This window comes from Luteibacter sp. dw_328 (assembly GCF_018449605.1).
In the GTDB taxonomy this organism is placed as follows: Bacteria; Pseudomonadota; Gammaproteobacteria; order Xanthomonadales; family Rhodanobacteraceae; genus Luteibacter.
In genome coordinates, this window is sequence record NZ_JAAVUW010000006.1 from 116,711 (window position 1) to 136,623 (window position 19,913).

The 19,913-nt window shown below is 65.4% G+C and carries 16 protein-coding genes and 1 riboswitch; of the genes, 4 read left to right on the forward strand and 12 right to left on the reverse strand.

Going from position 1 to position 19,913, the window contains the following annotated elements:
* Positions 1-35: 35 nt before the first annotated feature.
* From HB634_RS15525 to HB634_RS15535, 3 genes are all read right to left on the reverse strand, one after another.
* Positions 36-1,067 (reverse strand): D-cysteine desulfhydrase family protein, encoded by a 1,032-nt coding sequence (locus tag HB634_RS15525; protein WP_213949198.1) that lies wholly within the window; start codon positions 1,065-1,067, stop codon positions 36-38.
* A 76-nt stretch (positions 1,068-1,143) separates the two neighbouring features.
* Positions 1,144-1,641, reverse strand: a complete 498-nt coding sequence (locus HB634_RS15530; protein ID WP_213949200.1) for a DUF4142 domain-containing protein — start codon at positions 1,639-1,641, stop codon at positions 1,144-1,146.
* An 85-nt stretch (positions 1,642-1,726) separates the two neighbouring features.
* A complete protein-coding gene (locus HB634_RS15535) occupies positions 1,727-1,900 on the reverse strand; it encodes a DUF1328 family protein (protein WP_046968321.1) in 174 nt (57 codons plus the stop codon).
* 201 nt (positions 1,901-2,101) lie between these two features.
* Between HB634_RS15535 and HB634_RS15540 the strand changes: the two genes are divergently transcribed.
* Entirely contained in the window at positions 2,102-2,881 is a 780-nt protein-coding gene (locus HB634_RS15540) for an isocitrate lyase/phosphoenolpyruvate mutase family protein (RefSeq protein ID WP_213949201.1), read from the forward strand.
* Between the two features lie 191 nt (positions 2,882-3,072).
* Here the strand turns inward: HB634_RS15540 and HB634_RS15545 are convergent, their stop codons facing one another.
* From HB634_RS15545 to HB634_RS15575, 7 genes are all read right to left on the reverse strand, one after another.
* Entirely contained in the window at positions 3,073-3,666 is a 594-nt protein-coding gene (locus HB634_RS15545) for a hypothetical protein (protein ID WP_213949202.1), read from the reverse strand.
* A gap of 132 nt (positions 3,667-3,798) precedes the next feature.
* Positions 3,799-4,626 carry an NADPH-dependent 7-cyano-7-deazaguanine reductase QueF gene (queF, locus tag HB634_RS15550; protein WP_213949203.1) on the reverse strand — a complete coding sequence of 276 codons (828 nt, stop codon included), beginning with the start codon at positions 4,624-4,626 and terminating at the stop codon, positions 3,799-3,801.
* A 63-nt stretch (positions 4,627-4,689) separates the two neighbouring features.
* Positions 4,690-5,682 carry an aldo/keto reductase gene (locus tag HB634_RS15555; protein WP_213949204.1) on the reverse strand — a complete coding sequence of 331 codons (993 nt, stop codon included), beginning with the start codon at positions 5,680-5,682 and terminating at the stop codon, positions 4,690-4,692.
* Positions 5,679-6,122, reverse strand: a complete 444-nt coding sequence (locus tag HB634_RS15560) for a MerR family transcriptional regulator (RefSeq protein WP_213949205.1) — start codon at positions 6,120-6,122, stop codon at positions 5,679-5,681. The genes HB634_RS15555 and HB634_RS15560 overlap by 4 nt, the downstream gene beginning before the upstream one ends.
* Before the next feature lie 177 nt (positions 6,123-6,299).
* Positions 6,300-6,689, reverse strand: a complete 390-nt coding sequence (locus tag HB634_RS15565) for an acyl-CoA thioesterase (RefSeq protein ID WP_213949206.1) — start codon at positions 6,687-6,689, stop codon at positions 6,300-6,302.
* 169 nt (positions 6,690-6,858) lie between these two features.
* Positions 6,859-7,887 carry a ribonucleotide-diphosphate reductase subunit beta gene (locus HB634_RS15570; RefSeq protein WP_159896226.1) on the reverse strand — a complete coding sequence of 343 codons (1,029 nt, stop codon included), beginning with the start codon at positions 7,885-7,887 and terminating at the stop codon, positions 6,859-6,861.
* 165 nt (positions 7,888-8,052) lie between these two features.
* A complete protein-coding gene (locus tag HB634_RS15575; protein WP_213949207.1) occupies positions 8,053-10,566 on the reverse strand; it encodes a ribonucleoside-diphosphate reductase subunit alpha in 2,514 nt (837 codons plus the stop codon).
* Positions 10,567-10,723: 157 nt separating this feature from the next.
* A riboswitch (cobalamin riboswitch) is annotated at positions 10,724-10,936 on the reverse strand.
* A gap of 190 nt (positions 10,937-11,126) precedes the next feature.
* On the opposite strand from HB634_RS15575, the gene HB634_RS15580 reads away from it, so the two are divergent.
* Positions 11,127-13,961, forward strand: coding sequence for a response regulator (locus HB634_RS15580; protein WP_213949208.1), 2,835 nt, complete (start codon positions 11,127-11,129; stop codon positions 13,959-13,961).
* 2 nt (positions 13,962-13,963) lie between these two features.
* Here the strand turns inward: HB634_RS15580 and HB634_RS15585 are convergent, their stop codons facing one another.
* Positions 13,964-14,872, reverse strand: a complete 909-nt coding sequence (locus tag HB634_RS15585) for an SDR family oxidoreductase (protein ID WP_063572458.1) — start codon at positions 14,870-14,872, stop codon at positions 13,964-13,966.
* Positions 14,873-14,939: 67 nt separating this feature from the next.
* Positions 14,940-15,392 (reverse strand): DUF2501 domain-containing protein, encoded by a 453-nt coding sequence (locus HB634_RS15590; RefSeq protein ID WP_063572459.1) that lies wholly within the window; start codon positions 15,390-15,392, stop codon positions 14,940-14,942.
* Between the two features lie 132 nt (positions 15,393-15,524).
* Between HB634_RS15590 and HB634_RS15595 the strand changes: the two genes are divergently transcribed.
* Both HB634_RS15595 and HB634_RS15600 read left to right on the forward strand, forming a co-directional pair.
* Entirely contained in the window at positions 15,525-18,113 is a 2,589-nt protein-coding gene (locus tag HB634_RS15595) for an alpha-L-rhamnosidase (RefSeq protein WP_213949209.1), read from the forward strand.
* Positions 18,114-18,219: 106 nt separating this feature from the next.
* A complete protein-coding gene (locus HB634_RS15600; RefSeq protein WP_213949210.1) occupies positions 18,220-19,905 on the forward strand; it encodes a methyl-accepting chemotaxis protein in 1,686 nt (561 codons plus the stop codon).
* The last annotated feature ends 8 nt before the right edge of the window (positions 19,906-19,913 follow it).

Sequence of the window (19,913 nt, forward strand, 5' to 3'; positions counted from 1 at the left end):
TCGCCGCTGAAGCGGCTCCGACACAGAGCATCGCTTCATCCCATCAGGTCCTCGCGATACGCATAAAGCCCCGGCTGCCCACCGGTAGCAACAAACAAAACATGCTCCCCATCGCGCACGACCCCGCTGCGCAGGTCCTGCAACAACCCGGCGAACGCCTTCCCGGAATACACCGGATCGAGCAGGATGCCCTCGGCGCTGGCCATTAAACGCAAGGCTTCCTTCATCGCTGGCGTAGGCACGCCGTAGCCGTCGCCAAGCTGGGACCCATCGACATGCACCTCGTTCGCGGCAAGGTCGGCCGTGGACTCCAGCAGTCCGAGTCCCTCGCGCGCGAGGCCGAGCGTCGTCGCCGCGGTGGCGTCCCGCTCGCCGAGAACGGAATACGCGGATACGCGTGCCGGATCGCGACCCAGGGCGGCGAACCCTGCCACCAGGCCCGCATGCGTTCCGGAGCTTCCGTTCGGAACGACGATACGGTCGAAGCGTAGCCCGAGCTCGTCTTCCTGCTGGGAGATCTCGCGCGCGCAGCGCGCATAGCCGAGCACACCGCGAGGCGTAGAACCCCCGGTGGGCAGGACGACGACCGTATGCCCTTCGTTCCGCAGCGCCTCGGCACGCGCATTGGCGTGGACGAGCGCATTCTCACCGCGCGGCAGCAGGGTCACCGTGGCGCCAAACAATTCATCGAGGAGCACATTGCCGTTCTTCTCATAGTCATCTCCCTCCTTGGGAACCATGCGAGCAAGCAGCATTTCGCACGCAAAGCCATGACGGGCGGCAGCCGCCGCCGTCAATCGCGCATGGTTGGACTGGACGCCGCCCACCGTGATCACCGTGTCCGCGCCGATGTCGCGCGCATAGCCAAGGTGATACTCCAGCTTGCGCAGCTTGTTGCCGCCGCCGCCCAGCGCCATGACATCGTCGCGTTTGATGCTCAAGCGGATGCCTCGCCGCGCCAGGCCGAGTTGTTCTTCGATACGGGAAAGGCGATGTATTGCCGTGGCGTTGTCGAGAAGCGCGATGCGGGGAAGGCGATCGAGAGCGGCAAGGGCATCGTGAGACATGGCGTGTCCGGGAAGATGGGAAGGGCGGGCCCGTCATGATCCGCCGATTCGCCGCCTGCGGCGAGCCCGGGTCGGGTCAGAACGGTGGTAACGAGTCCGCCAGCTTCTCGTGCTCGCGAAGGACGGGCAACGTGTCGTGCGCGAAGGCGCGTATCTCCGTGTCTTCGCCTTTCGTCGCCTCGAGCTCGTAGAGGCCCGCCGTGAGCTTGTGCGAGCGAACCATCACGTCGGAATAAGCGCGATCGAAGGCCGCGCCGTCGAGGCCCTTGAGACGGTCGATGTCATGTTGCTGCGCCACGTCGGGCGCTGTCGCGATCTGGATGCCCTTGCTACCTGCCAGCTTTCCGAGTTGCTCGTTACCCTGCGTGTGATCGGTCACCATGCGCGCGGCGTACTTCTTCACGTCGTCCGACGATGCCTGGTCGGCGGCGAGCTTGCCCAGTGCGATCTCGGTGAGGTTGCCGCTGCTCGCCTTGCGGACGAAGTCGGTATCGGCGGCGCTGCTTCGCGCCGAGTCGGCGGAGGCCGTGCCCGCGAGGCTGAGGGCGAAGATAAGACAGAGGAGCTTGCGCATGACTCATCCTCCAGAGCGGGCCAGATAAGACAACGCCCCGGTCTGGGGCCGGGGCGTTGTCCCTCTTACTCGGTATGCGCGTGGCTTATATCCTGGGTCCGCGACGCAGGCCGCCGAACAGCAGCGACAGGATGAACAGGATGAGGAAGACCACGAACAGGATCTTGGCAATGCTGGCGGCGCCGGCGGCAATGCCGGTGAAGCCGAAGACCGCCGCGATGATGGCGATGACGAAGAAAACTACGGCCCAATGCAGCATGTCGATGACTCCTCTAGTGGCGCGGTAAAAGCGGAATGGGGTGGATGGGCGCCATTCGAACATCGCCGGCCTGAAGCCTGTGTCGTCAACGGGTGAGCCCCTCTCTCACCGGGCCTATGCATCTCCTACACGCAGGACGCCAGTTGCGGCGGCGCCGCCAAGGCGCGAAGGTGTGCGGACCTCCCGACAGGATGCCCCGCCATGACTGCACAACGCCTTCGAGACCTCCATCGCGGCAGCGAACTGCTCGTCCTGCCCAATGCCTGGGATCCCGCCAGCGCCGCGGTGATACAGCACGCGGGCGCCCCGGCCATCGCCACGACGAGCGCCGGCGTGGCGTGGTCGTGTGGCTGGCCAGACGGCGACCAGCTGCCCGCCGACGAGATGGTCGGCGCCGTGCGCCGCATCCTGCGCGTGGTCGATCTTCCGCTGACCGTCGATATCGAGGAAGGTTGTTCGGAGGATCCCGACGAGGTGGCTCGGCTGGTCGCGACGCTCGTGGACGCTGGCGTGTCGGGCATCAATATCGAGGACGGGTCGAAGTCGCCCGACCTTCTCGTCGCGAAGCTGAAGGCGATACGCGCCACGCTGGGCAGTCGCGACCTGTACATCAACGCGCGCACCGATGTGTACCTGCGCGGCCTGGCAGCGGGGGAAGCAGCGATTGAAGAGGTCACCCGTCGCGCGAGCCGTTATATCGATGCCGGGACGGACGGTATGTTCGTTCCGGGCGTTTCGGTGACCGACGACATCCGCCGTCTCGCCGACGCCATCGCGCCGGCGCCAATCAACGTGATGCTGGTGCCGGGATTGCCGTCGCGGGACGAGCTTTTCGCGGCTGGCGCGCGACGCCTGAGCGCCGGTATCGCGTTGTCCCTGGAGGCCTATGCAAACACGGCGCGGATGGCAGCCGAGTTCATGGGCAAGGCGGAGCCAACTGCCGTCAGCTATCCCGTACTCAACGCGCTACTGAAAAAATAGGCGAGCAGAGATGCGCCCTGCGTAGGAGCCGATTCATCGGCGATCCCGCAGCAGCGGGCCAGTCTGACGCAAGCACCCAATCGCCGCTGAAGCGGCTCCCACAAAAAAAGCCGGGCCAATGAAGCCGGTCCAAACAAAAGAGGGTGGCTTGCGCCACCCCCTTTTTCAAAGCACGCGCAGGAAGAAGTGAATTACTTCTTCTTGACGTCGAATGCCTCGTTGCCCACGGCCTGGCCGTTGAGCGAGATGGTGACCTTGTACTTGCCTTCCGGCCATTCGTTCGGATTCTGGATCTTGAACGTGGTGACGGCCGGACCATCCGTGCTGATCGACTGGCTGATGTCGCTGACCGTGGTGGTCGTCTCGCCGTCCTGGTAGGTCCACTTCGCGTTCAGCGTGGCGCCGGCGGAGGTGCCGTCGGTAGCGACCGATGCGTAGATGGTCTTGTCCGACGGGGCGAAGGCGTTCTTGGCCTTGGCGACCTTCTTGTCGCCGCCAACGGCGTTGCCGAGCGTCACCGAACCGACCTTCAGCGTGTCGGCAGCGGCCGGTGCGACGGGGGCAGCCGGAGCGGCGGCAGGCTGGGCAGCCGGGGCAGCAGCGGCGGTCGTCGTGGCAGCAGGAGCCGCCGGAGCAGTGCCTGCGGCGGCCGGTGCAGCCGGTGCGGTGGCAGACGGAGCCGGTGCGGCGTTCTGCTGATCTTCCTTCTTGCCGCAGGCGGTGAGGACCAGCAGACCGGCGACGGTGGCCGTGGCGAGAGCGGACGAACGGAAGGAAAGCTTCATGTCTGGATTCCGATAGTGCTGATCAAAGTCGAATGGGACGAGGCGCAGGGGCCTTATCCCCTTGGCCGCGGCAGGTTACAGGCTACACAACTAAAGGCAAGACCAATGAAGAACGCATGAACGATGCATTCATTATTGGCGTGCGCCACGCGGATTGTCGGGTACGGCGGCGGGGTCCGTGCTGCGGAACGGATTGATATCGAGACCGCCCCGACGGGTGTAGCGCGCGTACACGGCGAGCTCGCGGGGCGCGCAGCGCTCACGGATATCCATGAAGATGCGCTCGACGCACTGCTCGTGGAACTCGGTGTGGCTGCGGAACGAAACCAGATAGCGCAGCAGGCCGGCACGGTCGATCGGCGCCCCCGTGTAAGCGATCTGCACGCTGCCCCAGTCGGGCTGGCCGGTGACCGGGCAGTTCGAGCGCAGCAGGTGCGATACCAGCACTTCGCGGGCATCGCCTTCGTGGGTGCGAAGGAAGTCCGGTCGCGGCGGGCCGTAGCTGTCGAAATCCAGTTCCTGGGCGTCCAGAAGCGCGCCATCGGGCTCGCCGATCGGCGTGCCGTCGAGTTCGCCCGGTGCGCGCAGGATCACCTCGGAGGGCCCGCCGGCTGCCGCCGACAGGTCGCGGACGAGGATCGCGCGCACGGCTTCGGCATCGGCCAGGCGTTCCTGGGCGAAGCTGTTCAGGAAGAGCTTGAAGGACTTGGATTCGACGATATTCGGCGTCGTCGCCGGGAATCGGAACTCCGCCACGGCGACCACCGGCTTGCCGCGCAGGTCCAGCCAGGAAAGCTCGTACCCGTTCCAGACGTCGACGCCGTGGAACGGCAACGCACCGGCGGATACGCCGATCTCGTCGCGCTTGCCCTGGCGGGGAATGGGGAAGAGCAGCCCGGCGTCGTAGCGGTCGGCGTAGACGGTGGCCTTGCCCAGCGGCGAATGATCGGGAGATGACATCCGCCCATTATAGGGAGGGAAGCCCCACCCCCGTTAACCGGGGACGGGGCTGCCGTTCACGGATCAGGCGTTGATGAAGCCCATCATGTTCGTCGCATAGCGGTCGCCCACGGCGGAGTCCGGCGGGAAGATGGCGTCAATCTCGGCCACTTCCGCGGTGCTCAGGGGTACGTCCACCGCGCCAGCGTTCTCGTCCAGGTAAGTCCGACGCCGGGTACCCGGGATGGGAATGATGTCCTCACCCTTGGCCAGTACCCAGGCCAGGGCCAGCTGGCCCGGCGTGCAGCCCTTGTCGGCAGCGAATTTCTTCACCTTGTCGACGATGGCGACGTTCTTCTGGAAATTCTCGCCGACGAACCGGGGGTTCAAGCGGCGGTAATCGTCCTCGGCGAAGTCTTCCGGCCGGGTGATCGCGCCGGTGAGGAAGCCACGGCCCAGTGGGCTATAGGCGACCAGGGCGATGCCGTGCTCGCGGCAGGCGGCCAGGGTCCCGGTGGTCTCCGGATCGCGGGTCCACAGCGAGTATTCGCTCTGCAGCGCGGCGATGGGATGGACGCTGGCAGCCTTGCGGATGGATTCGGCCGAGGCTTCGGACAGGCCCAGGTGACGCACCTTGCCCTCTTCCACGAGTCGGGCCATGGCGCCGACCGTCTCCTCGATGGGCACGGTCTGATCGACACGATGCTGGTAGTAGAGGTCGATGTGATCGGTTTTCAGCCGGCGAAGGCTGCCTTCGACCGACTCGCGCACGTATTCCGGGCGGCCGCTGATGCCGCGTTTGTTCGGGTCGTTCGGGTCGCGCACGATGCCGAACTTCGTGGCCAGGAAGACCTGGTCGCGCCGGCCGGCGAGTGTGCGTCCGAGCAGTTCCTCGTTGGTGTGCGGGCCGTAGGCGTCGGAGGTGTCCCAGAAGGTGATGCCGAGCTCCAGCGCACGCTCGAGGGTGGCGATGGATTCCTTCTCGTCCGTGGGGCCGTAGAACTCGCTCATGCCCATGCAGCCAAGGCCGAGCATCGACACCTGGGGGCCGTGCGTTCCGAGTTGGCGGGTCTTCATGCGTTTCTCCTTCGTTTCGAGGGGAGGGCGGCCGGCACCGGCGCGGGAGGCGTCGGTGTTTCGGCAGGGGAAGGGGCGCCGTCTTCGACGTACATCGAGCGGTACAGGGCGATCTTGTCGTCCAGCCGGGCGATGGTCTCGGTCAACGTGACCAGCTCGTCACGCAGGTTGGCGGCGTGGCGTGCCAGGAGGTCGCCACGCAGGCGGATGCTCTCGGGCGTCTCGCCCTGGCGCCGCAGCTCGGCATATTCCTGGATCACCCGCATCGGCATGCCGGTGGCGCGCAGCTTGAGCACGAAGTGGATAAAACGCATCTCGGCCTCGCCGTAGACGCGCTGGCCACTGCGCCTTGGCACCGGATCGATCAGGCCGATCTGCTCGTAGTAGCGCAGCGTATGCGTGGTGAGGCCGGTGGCGAGAGCGGCCTCGGCAATGGTCATCGAATTAGGCATTCGAAGAGCGTACGCCTTCGAGTGCACTCGAAGTCAACAGGGGCAGGCTGCTGTCTCTGGGGCAGCTTTCTGTGGGAGCCGCTTCAGCGGCGATTGGGTACTTGCGGCCGCCTTGCCCGCGGCCGCGGGATCGCCGATGAATCGGCTCCCACAACGAGTTCGGGGTCAGGCGGGGAGCGGCTGGACCGCGGTCGGCTTATGTTCGGCGTCGAGCGCGATCATCGTGAACGTGCCGCGGGTGCAGAGCTCACGGGCGCCGGTGAGCAGGTCTTCCGTGTACATGGCCACGTCGATCTTCATCGAGGTGCGGCCGACCGACACGACCGTGGCGATCAGTTCGACCATCTGTCCCTTGCGCACCGGCACGTGGAAGTCGACCTGCTCCGAACGGGCGGTGACGACGATCTGGCGGGAGTAGCGCGAGGCGGCAAGGAAGGCCGCCTTATCCATCCACGCCAGCGCCTGGCCGCCGAACAGCGTGCCGAGGTGATTGGTGTGGTCGGGGAAGACGATTTCGAGGAGGCGAGCCTCGATGGGGCGGGCGATGTCGGTCATGAGGCTGTTCCTGTTGCAGTGCAGCAATGATACAGCCGCTGCCTCAAAACCGCTTTACTGTGGGAGCCGCTTCAGCGGCGATGGTGCTTGCCTCTATCTGGCCCGCTACCGCGGGATCGCCGGCAGATAGCCGGCTCCCACAGGTTCATTTCCGCCAGGTTCCAGATTCTTAGAACGACTGGTCGAAGGCCACTTCGCCCTCAACGCCGACCTGGTAGGACGAAACGCGGCGTTCGAAGAAGTTGGTCAGCTCCTGGACGTCCTGCAGGTCCATGAAGTCGAACGGGTTCTTCGAGCCGTACTTCTTCGGCATGTCCAGCTGCACAAGGCGCTGGTCGGCGCAGTACTCGAGGTACTGGCGCATGTCGGTGACCGACAGGCCGGCGACGCCGCCGGAGAGCACGTCCTGGGCGAACAGCGTTTCGCAGGCAATGGCGTCCTCGAGCATCGCTTCGACCTGCATGCGCATCTCGTCGTCGAACAGATCCGGTTCCTGCTCGCGCACGGTGCGTACGACTTCGAAGGCAAAGGCCATATGGCCGGACTCATCACGGAACACCCAGTTGGTGCCCGAAGCCAGGCCGTGCAGCAGGCCGCGCGAACGCAGGTAGTACACGTAGGCGAAGGCGGCGAAGAAGAACAGGCCTTCAATGCACGCGGCGAAGCAGATCAGGTTGAGCAGGAACTGCCGGCGGTGTTCGCGGGTGTCCAGGCGGTTGAGGCCCTGGATGGAGTCGATCCACTTGAAGCAGAACTCGCCCTTCGCTGCGATCGACGGGATGCTCTCGATCGCCGCGAACGCCTTGTTGCGTTCCGAAGGTTCCGGAATATAGGTGTCGAGCAGGGTGAGGTAGAACTGCACGTGCAGCGCTTCCTCGTAAAGCTGGCGCGAGAGGTACATGCGCGCTTCGGGCGAATTGATGTGCTGGTAAAGGTTCAGCACGAGGTTGTTCGACACGATCGTGTCGCCGGTGGCGAAGAAAGCCACGAGGCGATGGATCAAGTGGCGATCCGCGTCCGACATCTTCGACTTCAGGTCCGACGTGTCCAGCGAGAAGTCCACTTCTTCCACCGTCCAGGTGTTGCGGATGGCGGAGCGGTACATCTCGTAGAACTGCGGATACTTCATCGGCCGCAGCGTCAGTTCGAAGCCGGGGTCGAGGATGTTGGAGTCGCGGGTGATCGGTGCAGCGGACATCGGGTACCTCTGGAAAGAATGAGCGGCTTTTGTGGGAGCCGCTTCAGCGGCGATGGGTGCTTGCGTCGGTCTGGCCCGCTGCCGCGGGATCGCCGGCAATAGCCGGCTCCCTCAGGTTTCCGGTACCCCCATCGCCGATGAATCGGCTCCTACATTTCTCTACTGTTACTGGCAGGCTTCGCAGTACTCGGGGTTCTCGAGCGAGCAGAACACCGCGGCTTCGGCCTGTTCCTGGGCATCCGCGGCCGGGGCGATCGGTGCCTGCACGGCGGCCGGGGAGCTGACCGTGGTCTTGGCAATACGCGTAGCCGGACGCGAGCGCAGGTAGTAAGTCGTCTTGACGCCCGACTTCCACGCGTACATGTACATGGAGGAGAGCTGGCCGATGTTCGGGTTCTCCATGAAGAGGTTCAGCGACTGGCTCTGGTCGATGTACGCACCGCGCGCGGCGGCGAGGTCGATCAGCGCCTTCTGCGGCAGTTCCCACGTGGTGCGGTATACCTCGCGCAACCGAGCCGGGATGGACGTGATGCCCTGGACCGAACCTTCGGCGAGCTTGATCTGGTCACGCACTTCGCCGGTCCACAGGCCCAGCGTCTTCAGCTCGTCGACCAGGTAGCGGTTGACCACCAGGAAGTCGCCCGACAGTGTTTCGCGCTTGAACAGGTTCGACACCTGCGGCTCGATGCACTCGTAGCAGCCGGCGATCGAGGCGATGGTTGCCGTCGGCGCGATGGCGATGAGCAGCGAGTTGCGCAGGCCCTTGGCCTTGATCTTCTCGCGCAGCTCGGCCCAGCGGCCGTCGGCATCGGTCGGCGTGGCGGCCGGCCAGTAGTCGAACTGCATCTCACCATTGGCCGAACGGGTTTCTTCGAAGCCCGGCAGCGGGCCGTCGCGCTCGGCGATCTCGTTGGACATGGACAGCGCGTGGAAGTAGATCTCTTCCTGGATACGCGTCGACAGCTTGCGGGCTTCTTCCGAATCGAACGGCAGGCGCAGCTTGAAGAAGACGTCCTGAAGGCCCATCACGCCGAGACCGACCGGGCGCCACTTCATGTTCGCCGTCTTCGCCGTGGCGATCGGGTAGAAGTTGAGGTCGATGACGCGGTTGAGCTGGCGCACGGCAGTGCGCACGGTGGTGGCGAGCTTGTCGTAGTCGAACTGGCCGTCCACCACGTGGCGGGCGAGGTTCACCGAGCCGAGGTTGCACACGGCCGTCTCACCTTCCGAGGTCACTTCGAGGATCTCGGTGCACAGGTTGGACAGGTGGATGACGTTCTGCGGCAGCGCCGTCTGGTTGCTGGTGGCGTTGGAGCGATCCTTGAAGGTCATCCAGCCGTTGCCGGTCTGGGCCAGCGAACGCAGCATGCGGGCGTAAAGCTCGCGGGCCTTGATCGACTTCGAGGCGAGGCCTTCGGCTTCGGCCTTTTCATAGGCGGCGTCGAAGGTCGGGCCCCAGGTGTCGACGAAGTGCGGGACGATCTTCGGGTCGAACAGCGACCAGTCGCCATCGATCTCCACGCGGCGCATGAACAGGTCGGGGACCCAGTTGGCCAGGTTGAGGTTGTGCGTGCGGCGGGCGTCGTCGCCGGTGTTCTCGCGCAGCTCGAGGAACTCCTCGATGTCCGCGTGCCAGGATTCCAGGTACACGCAGGCCGCGCCCTTGCGCTTGCCGCCCTGGTTCACCGCGGCAACCGAGGCGTCGAGCGTCTTCAGCCAGGGCACGAGGCCGTTGGAATGACCGTTGGTGCCCTTGATCAGCGAACCGCGCGAGCGGATGCGCGAGTACGCCAGACCGATACCGCCGGCGAACTTCGACAGCTGGGCCACGTCGCCATACTTGGCGTAGATGGATTCCAGCGCGTCCTGCGGGGAGTCGAGCAGGAAGCACGACGACAGCTGCTCATGCGCGGTGCCGGCGTTGAACAGGGTCGGCGAGCTGGCCAGGTACTCCAGCGACGAGAGCATGCGGTACAGCTCGAGCGTCTCGGCCACGTCGTTGCCGCCGAGCGCGCAGGCGATGCGCATGAAGAAGTACTGCGGCGTTTCGATCACGAAGCGCTTGGTCGGGTGACGCAGCAGGTAACGGTCGTACACCGTGCGCAGGCCGAAATACTCGAAGCGACGCGAACCGGTCGTGTCGATCGCATCGTTGAGCTTGCGCGCGTTGATCTGCACGAAGTCGCGGAGGCGCTCGTTGAGGATGCCCAGGTCGAAGCCGGTCGAGATCGACTGCGAGAAGGACTGGATGTCCTGGCCCGACACTTCCTTGTCGACGAACGCGGCGAGCAGGCGCGCGGCGAGCTGGCCGTATTCCGGCTCTTCGGCCGTGAGCGCGGCCGAGGTGCGGATCGACAGCTGGTCGAGTTCCTGGGTGGTGGCACCGTCGTACAGGCCGCCGATCGTCTTCAGCGCCACGCGCATCGGATCGACCGCAAACAGGCCATCGGCGCTGCGCGTCACCGCGCGCACGATCTTGTTCACGTCGACCACTTCGTGGCCGCCGTTGCGCTTGGTCACGCGCATCTGGCCGGGATTGTGCGGCGGCGTCAGCGCGAAGGCCGGCGGGGCGTCGTTCTTGTAACCGGCGGCAGGCGCCTTGTCGGTTGCTGCGGAGGGAGTGGCGGCCGCGTCGGCCGTCTCGGTGCGCTCGCGCGCTGCGGAATCCATCGTCGTCATTGTGTTGGCAGCCCCATGGCCTTGGTCAAACCTCCGTCCCGAGGGTCGGCTCGATGCGATGGGGGCGAAACACGGGAAATGTCGGGGACGGAGCGCCTTTGAAGGGCTCCGGTCCGCGACGTGCTTCCCCGCGGAAGCCGTCACCACTATCGAGGCCTCTCGGGCACCGATTGCTGGCAGGTCTTCGGACTCGTGGACGTGGACCTTGCGGTCCGCCTACCCGTCGCTTCCCAGTCCCCGAAGGACCAGTGCATTGAACGGGATCGTTTCCACTTACCGCTGCGGGGCAGTTCCGGATTCACACCGGTATTCCCTATTAAGTCCGACGGGCAGTCGCGCCTCTCCGGACACCAACGAGACACACGATATAGCTGGCGAAGGGGTGCGTCAACACAAGATGTAGGGTGTTGGCGTAGGTGGTTGATCGGCTGGGGAGTCCCTGTTGTCAAGCGTTTTTCGACGGCTCGCCAATGAAGGTTCTGTGAAGGCCGTCTACACAAAGGGAACCACAATGAACCGATAAAATCGCCGCCCACCAGCCACCCACGATTGCTCGACAGATGCCCTCATCGTTCGCATTGCAGGACCAGACTCTCCTTTCCCATGCGCTCGATGCCCTGCCATTCGGCTTTGCGGCCGTGTCGGCTTCGGGAGAGCTGCTCTACGCCAACGCCTGGGTGACCGCCCGCTTGCGCGAACACGAGCCTTCGGGGTTCCTCGGCCTGTGGGAGCCCGACAGCCGGGATCGCCTTGTCGCGGCGCTGCCGCTGGTCATACCAGGCAACGGCGTGCGCGAGCTGGCCCTCGCCACGGTCGATGGAGCCCACGTGCGGGTATCGCTCGAAGCCCGGCCGGGTTTGCCAGCCACCGCGGCGGTGACGATCCGTTCGGCGGGAGAGGGCACCGACGGCTCCGGTGCCGCCGAAGATCGCCGCGTTGCCCTGATCGAGATCGGCAACCTGCTGCGCGATCTGGAAGATCCGGCCGATATTGCCTACCGTGTCGCTGAGGTACTCGGCCGGACGCTGAAGGTGAGCCGGGCCGGCTACGGCACGATCGACCCGGTGGCCGAAACCATCACGGTGGAGCGAGACTGGAATGCGCCAGGGATCCAGACCCTCGCCGGCGTGCTGCACTTTCGCGACTACGGCAGCTACATCGATGAGCTCACACGTGGCGTGACCACGGTGATCACCGACGCCCGGACGGACCCACGCACGGCTGCCACCGCCGATGCCCTGGCCGGCATCACCGCCTTGTCCTTCATCAATATGCCGGTGACGGAACGGGGCGGCTTCGTCGCCCTCCTGTACCTCAACCACGCGGACCCTCGCGACTGGTCCGAGGAAGAGATCAGCTTCGTCAGCGAAGTAGCCAGCCGCACGCGCGTGGCCGTGGAACGGCGCCGTGCCGAGCACGAGCTCCGGCTACTGGCCAAAGATCTCGAGCGCCAGGTCGTCGAGCGTACCTACGAGCGCGACCGGGTCTGGACTCTCTCCAGCGACATCCTGGTCGTGGCCGACACCGACACCCGCCTGCTCTCGGTCAATCCGGCGTGGACAGCCATCCTGGGTTGGAGCGAGCGCGACACGGTCGGTCGTTCCTACCTCGACTTCGTTCACCCGGAAGACATTTCTCGCACCCAGGAGGAAACCGGTCACCTGGCCGAGGGCGAGACCACGCTTCGCTTCGAGAACCGCTATCGCACCGCCAGCGGTGACCTGCGCACGCTCTCGTGGCGGGCGGTGCCCAGCGAGGGCCTGATCTTCGCCGTGGCCCGTGATGTCTCGGCCGAGCGCGACCGCGAAGCGGCGCTGGACGTCGTCCAGGAGCAGTTGCGCCAGGCGCAGAAGATGGATGCGATCGGTAACCTCACCGGCGGCGTGGCCCACGATTTCAACAACCTCCTCCAGGTGATCAGCGGCAATCTGCAGTTACTCGCCGCCGACGTCTCCGGTAACGAACGCGCGGAGCGTCGCGTCGCCAATGCCATGGCGGGTGTCACGCGCGGTTCCAAGCTTGCCGCACAGCTGCTCGCCTTCGGTCGCCGCCAGCCGCTGGCACCCAAGGTCGTCAACATCGGTCGCTTCGTCCGCGACATGGACGAACTGTTGCGCCGCGCGTTGGGCGAGGCCATCGAGGTGGAAACCGTGATCGCCGGCGGGTTGTGGAACACCCTGGTGGATCCCTCGAACGTGGAGAACGCGCTGCTCAACCTCGCGATCAACGCGCGCGACGCGATGAACGGCCAGGGTCGCCTCACCGTCGAGGCAGGCAATGCCTTGCTCGACGACGCTTACGCCAAGGGCTATGCCGACGTCCGCCCGGGCCAGTACGTGATGCTCGCCGTGACCGATACCGGTACGGGCATGCCGCAGGAGATTCTTGGACAGGTGTTCGAGCCGTTCTTCACCACCAAGCCGGAGGGGCGCGGTACGGGGCTGGGCCTGTCCATGGTCTACGGCTTCGTGAAGCAGTCCGGCGGGCACGTGAAGATCTATAGCGAGCCGGGCGAGGGCACCACGGTGAAGATCTACCTGCCGCGCTCGACCCAGGGCGAAGACCGCGTGGTCGAGCTCGACGAGGAGGGCGTACGCGGCGGCGATGAAACCATACTCGTCGCCGAGGACGACGAAGCCGTGCGCGACACCGTGGTCGGTCTGCTCACCGACCTGGGTTACCGCGTGCTCAAGGCGCGCGATGCGGAAAGCGCACTGTCGATCATCGAAAGCGGCATTGCGATCGACCTGCTGTTCACCGACGTCGTCATGCCGGGTCCACTGCGTAGCCCGGAACTGGCGCGCAAGGCGGTCGAGCGGCAGCCTGGCATCGGCGTGCTTTTCACCTCCGGGTACACCGAAAACGCCATCGTGCACGGCGGCCGCCTGGACGAAGGTGTGGAGCTGCTGAGCAAGCCATATTCCCGCGAGGCGCTGGCGCGCAAGATTCGCCATGTGCTCGCCGGGCGCGTACCGCGCGCGCCGGTCGGCCCCCTGGCCGCGCCAGCACCCTCGTTACCCCCGCCCCATGGCCTTCCGGCGTCCTTGCGCATCCTGGTAGTCGAAGACGATGCGCTCATCCGCATGGCGGTCACCGAGATGCTGGAAAGTCGTGGGCATACGGTCTACGAAGCCGGGGATGGTCACGAAGCCATGCGCTTGCACGGTGCGGAAGCCATCGACATCCTGCTCACCGATGTCGGCCTGCCCGGGATGAACGGCGTGGAAGTGGCTGAGCGCATGCGCGAGGTGCAGCCGTCGCTGCCAGTGCTCTTTGCCACTGGCGACCAGACCGCCAATGGCGTCCAGCGCGACGCGCGCACGGCGATCATCGTCAAACCGTATGGGGTCTCCGATCTGATCGATGCGATCGGACGGATTACGCGGCCGGCGTAGGCTCAAGGCAACATATGCCCTCCGGTCACCCCGTAGGTCTCCCCGGTAATAAAGCTGGCCTCCTGCGAAGCCAGCAACACATACACCGGCGCACACTCCACCGGCTGTCCGGGCCGCTTCAGCGGCACGTTCTTGCCGAACTCCACCAGCTTCTCCTGAGGCTGTCCGCCGCTAGGCTGCAGCGGCGTCCATACGGGTCCCGGCGCCACCGCGTTCACGCGGATGCCCTTCTCGGCGACCTGTTTGGCCAACGCCTTCGTGAACGCGACGATCGCCGCCTTCGTCGGCGCGTAATCGAGGAGGATGTCCGACGGCTCGTAGGCCTGGATCGAGGCGGTGTTGACGATGGCGGCGCCGGGCGGCATGTGCGGTAACGCGGCCTTGCACAGCCAGAACAGCGCGAACACGTTGGTCTGGAATGTTTCCTGGAACGCCGCACTTTCCAGCTCGTCGATGGACTTGGCAAACTGCTGGCGTCCGGCCACATTGGCGAGAATATCCAGGCCACCCAGCTCCTTCACGGCCTTCGCGATCAGTTGTTTGCAGAACGCCTCGTCCTTCAGGTCGCCGGGCACGCCGATCACGGTATGGCCTTCGCCTGTAAGCAAACCGATCACTTCGTCGGCGTCTTTCTGTTCCGAGGGCAGGTAGTTGATCACCACGCTGGCGCCTTCACGCGCAAAGGCGATCGCCGCCGCGCGTCCGATACCGGAGTCGCCTCCGGTGACCAGCGCCTTGCGATCCTTCAGGCGGCCATTGCCGCGATAACTGGTTTCGCCGTGATCGGGGCGCGGCACCATCTCCCTGGCGAGGCCGGGCGCGGGTTGCGGCTGCTTGGAGAAGTCCGGCTGCGGATACTGGGTGCGCGGGTCGCGCATCGCATAAGGGTCGTACGTCGCGTGCTTTGCCATGGGGAAAACCTCTGGGGGAGGCTTTCCGGTTTACGGGGCGGAACGTCCATGTCCCGTCCACGTCATGTCATTTGCCCATGCCGCCGAGCATGCTCTTGCCCTGCTTGAGCACGGCTTTACAGACCTTGTGCGTGAGCTTCTCTTTCATGTCGCCAGTGGGCGAGCTGTCCGAGCCGGCCGCGCCGCCAAGGTCGAGGGTCTTGCCATCCTTGGACTTGAGCAAGCCCTTGGCGCCGTCGAGATAGCCCGCGTCCTGCGTTGGCGCGGCAGCGGCCGTGGACGATTTGCCGCCGAGCTTGCCCAGCAGCTGGTCCTTCACCCCCGAGGCGCCACTGTCGCCGCCGAGGTAGTTGTTGGTCACGCAATACTGCAGGATGCCAGCGGCATTGCTGGTACTGCCCGATGTCAGCGAACTGGTAGATCCACCCATCATCCCTTTAAGGCTGTCGAGCTGCGCGGCGGAAGCAGCGCCCGAGGCGACGGTGAGAGTGAGGGCGATACCGGCGAGGACGGTCTTCATGACGTTGGCTCCGGAGTTTCGAGGTCCGGAAGGGATAAACCTTCGCGCGTTAGATGGATGTATGCGACCGGAGCCGCAGCGCCTTCCTGGCCGGTTATGCTCGGACGTTTCATCCCCCGACAGGTCCCGGCCTTGCCAAGCATCCGCCCTCTCGTGCTCGCCATCGCCCTCGCGCTCCCCGTGGGACTTTCGCCCCCCGTAGGAGCCGCTTCAGCGGCGACAGGCACGAGCGTCACCGTCCACGCTCCCCGCGTCGAACGCACGGATACACCGACCTACGTGGATGCCACGCCGCCGCGCTTCTCCTGGCTCATCGACTCCCGCGCCAACGGAACACGACAGATCGCCTACCGCATCATCGTGACGCACGAAGGCCGGCCGGTATGGGACAGCGGTAACGTAAGTTCGGCGCGTTCCTTCGACATCGACTATGCCGGCCCGGTCCTGCAGCCAGGCCAGCGTTACGAATGGCGTGCAGACATCCGTACCACCGACGGCGGTGGCAGCGTGGCATCGCACTTCGATACCGCGCTCGACGAAGCCGGTTGGCATGGTGCGCAATGGATCGGCAAGGCCGACCCGGAAAGCCTTCCGGCACCGTTGCTGCGCAAACCGTTCCACGTCGAGGCAGGTGTCGAGCGGGCGACGCTCTACGTCGCAGCGGGTGGCTACGCCGACCTCTCCATCGATGGTCGTCCCGTCAGCGACGCCGTGCTGTCCCCTGGTTTCACCGACTACGACAAGCGCGTGGAGGTCGTAGCCACCGATGTCTCGCTGACGCCGGGCGACCACGTGCTCGCTGCCGAACTCGGTCGCGGCTTTTATGGCATGACCAATCCCAATGTCTGGCATTGGGAGCGCGCGCCATGGCATGGGCAGCCGCGCATACGTACCCTGCTGCGCGTGCGGTACGCCGATGGGCGCGTACAGGACATCGTCAGCGACGATAGCTGGCGGGTTGCCGACGGCCCTACGCGGCTCGACGATCTCTACGGTGGCGAAACGTACGACGCACGGGAAACGATGCCCGCAACGTGGAAGCCGGCTACCGTGCTTCCCGCACCACGAGGCAAACTCGTGGCGCAGACGGAACAGCCGATCCGCGTAACCGACACACTGCACGCCACGTCCGTCACCGAGCCGAAGCCTGGCGTCTTTGTCTTCGCTTTTGCGCGCGTCATCGCAGGCTGGGCGACGTTCGACGCGACGGGGCCGGCAGGGACGACGATCACCGCGCACTACGGCGAGAAACTCATGCCGGACGGCACGGTGGATGCGCGCGACGAACATCACTATTTCAAGGCCGGTTTCCAGACGGACCGCCTGACCCTCGCCGGTGGCCCTGAACGATGGCATCCGCGTTTCTCGTACAAGGGCTTTCGCTACGTACAGGTGGAAGGATGGCCAGGCGATAAGCCGGCGCTCGACGCCGTCAGCGCGCAGGTCGTCCATACCGACGTCGCCGTGACCGGTCGCTTCGACAGTGCCAACCCGCTGCTCGACTGGATCCACCGTGCGACCGTCGACACCCTGCTCAACAACCTGCATGGCATTCCCACCGACACGCCGATGTACGAAAAGAACGGCTGGACCGGTGATGGCATGCTCGGTGCAGATATGTTCCTGCGCAACGTCGATGCCGATCGTTTGCTGGCAAAGTGGGTGCGCGATATCGCCGACACGCGCAAAGCGGATGGCGCACCGTTGCTGATCGCGCCGAATCCCGGCTGGGGCGATGTTCGCGCACCCACGTGGCATGCAGCCTATGTGCTCGTGCCCTGGTCGCTGTGGATGCATGCCGGCGACCGTCGTCCCATGGAAGAGCACGTCGACGGTAACGCGCGTTACGTGGCGATGGAGAACGCGCGTTCTCCCGGCGGCATCGCCGACACCGAACTGGGTGACTGGGTGAGCCCGGAAACCGATCCGGGCGGCGAGAACGCGCCCGAAGACAAGCGTATCGCCGCCACGGCCTACCTGTACCGGATGCAGCGGGTGACCGCCGGGATGCTTCGAGTGCTGGGTGACAACGCACGTGCCGCCGGCTTCGATGCGCAGGCGGATGCGGTCCGCGATGCCTTCAATGCGCACTTTCTCGATCGCGCGGCCGGCCGTTATCGCGGCGACGGCGACCAGGGCTACCGGCAGGCCCACAACCTGCTGGCGCTTGCCTTTGGACTGGTGCCCGACGGGTTGCGCGATCGCGTTGCCGCCGGTGTGGCGGCGGATGCGAAGGCTCGTGGCGATCATCTCGATACGGGTGCCTTGGCAACCAAGATCATCCTCCCCGTGCTCACGTCCACCGGTCACGTGGATGAGGCCTGGCGTATCGCGACGCAGGTCACGTTCCCCAGCTGGGGCTACTGGCGAGACAACGGGGCGACCAGCCTGTGGGAGCACTGGAAGCTGGCGTCGCGTTCGCGGGGGCACTATTTCCTCGGCACCGTCGACGACTGGCTGTTCGGCGATGTCGCCGGTCTGCGGCCGCTGGCGCCGGGTTGGCAGCGGATCGAGGTGCGGCCGGCGGTGACGGCGTGGCTGGACCACGCCTCGGCCGCCGTGATGACGCCTTATGGCGAGGCCTCGGTGGCGTGGCGCAAGGTGGACGGACGGGTGGAACTGGATGTGCATGTGCCGGTGGGGGCCGAGGCGGTGGTGGGATTGCCGGGGCGGTCGGACGCGGTCGTCGGGTCGGGCGACCATCATTTATCCGCTCCGTAGGCATCGCCGATGAATCGGCTCCTGCCTTGTTCATAAAATTGCCGTAAAGACCTGCGATTTCCCGCCGTTAATGCATAGACGGGGAAGTAGAACAGGGTGACGGTACATGTCCGCATTGAAGAACTGGTTCGGCCGCACGACGTTGAACACGCGGGTGTGGATGGTCATGGCCGTGGTGGTGCTGGGCCTTGTCGGCCAGACCGTTATGTCGGGGATCGAAAGCCGCCGCGTGCAGATGACGGAACTCGCCAACACGCTGGAGCAGCATGTGACCGCGGCGATCGCCATCGCGGACGCATACCACGCACGTGCCGAGAAGGGACAGACGAGCGATCTCGAAGCGCGCATCGCCGCACTCGATGACATCCAGGCCATGCGCTGGTCCAACAACACCGGTTACGTCTTCGCCTTCGATTCGGCGCTGACCATGCGCATGCATCCGCTGCGCGCCGCCGATATCGGCAAGAACATTCGTGACGACGTGGACGGCAAGGGCTTCCACCAGTACGTAGCCATGCTCGACGCCGATACGAAGGACGGCCACGGCATGACGCGATACACGCAGATCATGCCCAAGACCAACGAGCTGAAAGACAAGATAAGTTACTCGAGCTGGTACAAACCCTGGGACCTGCACTTCATCTCGGGTGCCTACTTCGACGACATCGATGCCGCTTTCCGGGCCCAGTTGGAAAAGGACTTGCTCAAGTCCGCGGCCATCGCGGCGCTCGCCTTGCTGGTGGTCTGGCTGTCGATGAGCAGCATCCGCGCCACGGTGGGCGGCGAACCGCGCGACGCCGTGCAGATCGCCAGCCGCATCGCCGGCGGCGACCTGCGCAACGACGGCGGCGACTATGCTCCGGCCAGCCTGTTGGGTGCACTGGAGCGTATGCGCGGCACCCTCTCTTCCATCGTTTCCGAAGTGCAGCAGGGCGCGCACGTGGTTGCCACGACATCCGCCGAGATCGCCCGGGGAAACGATGACCTTTCCCATCGTACGCAGGAGCAGGCCTCCAGCCTCGAGGAAACCGCGGCATCGATGGAAGAAATGACGGCGACGGTCAAGCAGAATGCGGAGAATGCGAACGCAGCCGACCGTCTCTCGCGTCACGCCAGGGGCGAGGCGGAGAAGGGCGGCGCCGTGGTTGGCGAAGCCATGGAAGCGATGCGGGAGATCGGCGATTCCAGTCGGCGCATAGGCGACATCGTTGGCCTGATCGACGAGATCGCCTTCCAGACCAACCTGCTCGCCCTCAACGCCGCCGTGGAGGCGGCACGTGCCGGCGAGCAGGGCAGGGGCTTCGCGGTGGTGGCGGCGGAAGTGCGCCGGCTGGCCCAGTCCAGCGCGGCAGCGTCGCGCGAGATCAAGGGCCTGATCGCCGAAAGCGGCGAACGCGTGGAGGTTGGTGCGGCGCTGGTCGAGCAGTCTTCGGTCGCCTTGCGTGACATCGTCGCCAGCGTGAAGAAGGTGACCGACATCGTCGCCGAGATCGCGGCGGCGAGCGCCGAGCAGTCCGCGGGCGTGGATCAGGTGAACCTTGCGATTGCACAAATCGATCAGGTCACCCAGGAGAACGCGGCGCTGGTGGAAGAGGCTGCGGCCGCCGCCAAGTCCATGCAGGACCAGGCGCACTCGCTGAGCGATCAGGTGGCGTTCTTCACGGTCGACGGCGGTGCCCATGTCGAGGGGTTGGCCCGTGCGTCGGCGGCAGAGCGTGCAGCGCACGATCTCAGCTTCGGCCAGGCCGGCACGGCGACGAAGGGTAGCAACGCCCGGGCCGCATTCGCCTGAGGTGACAA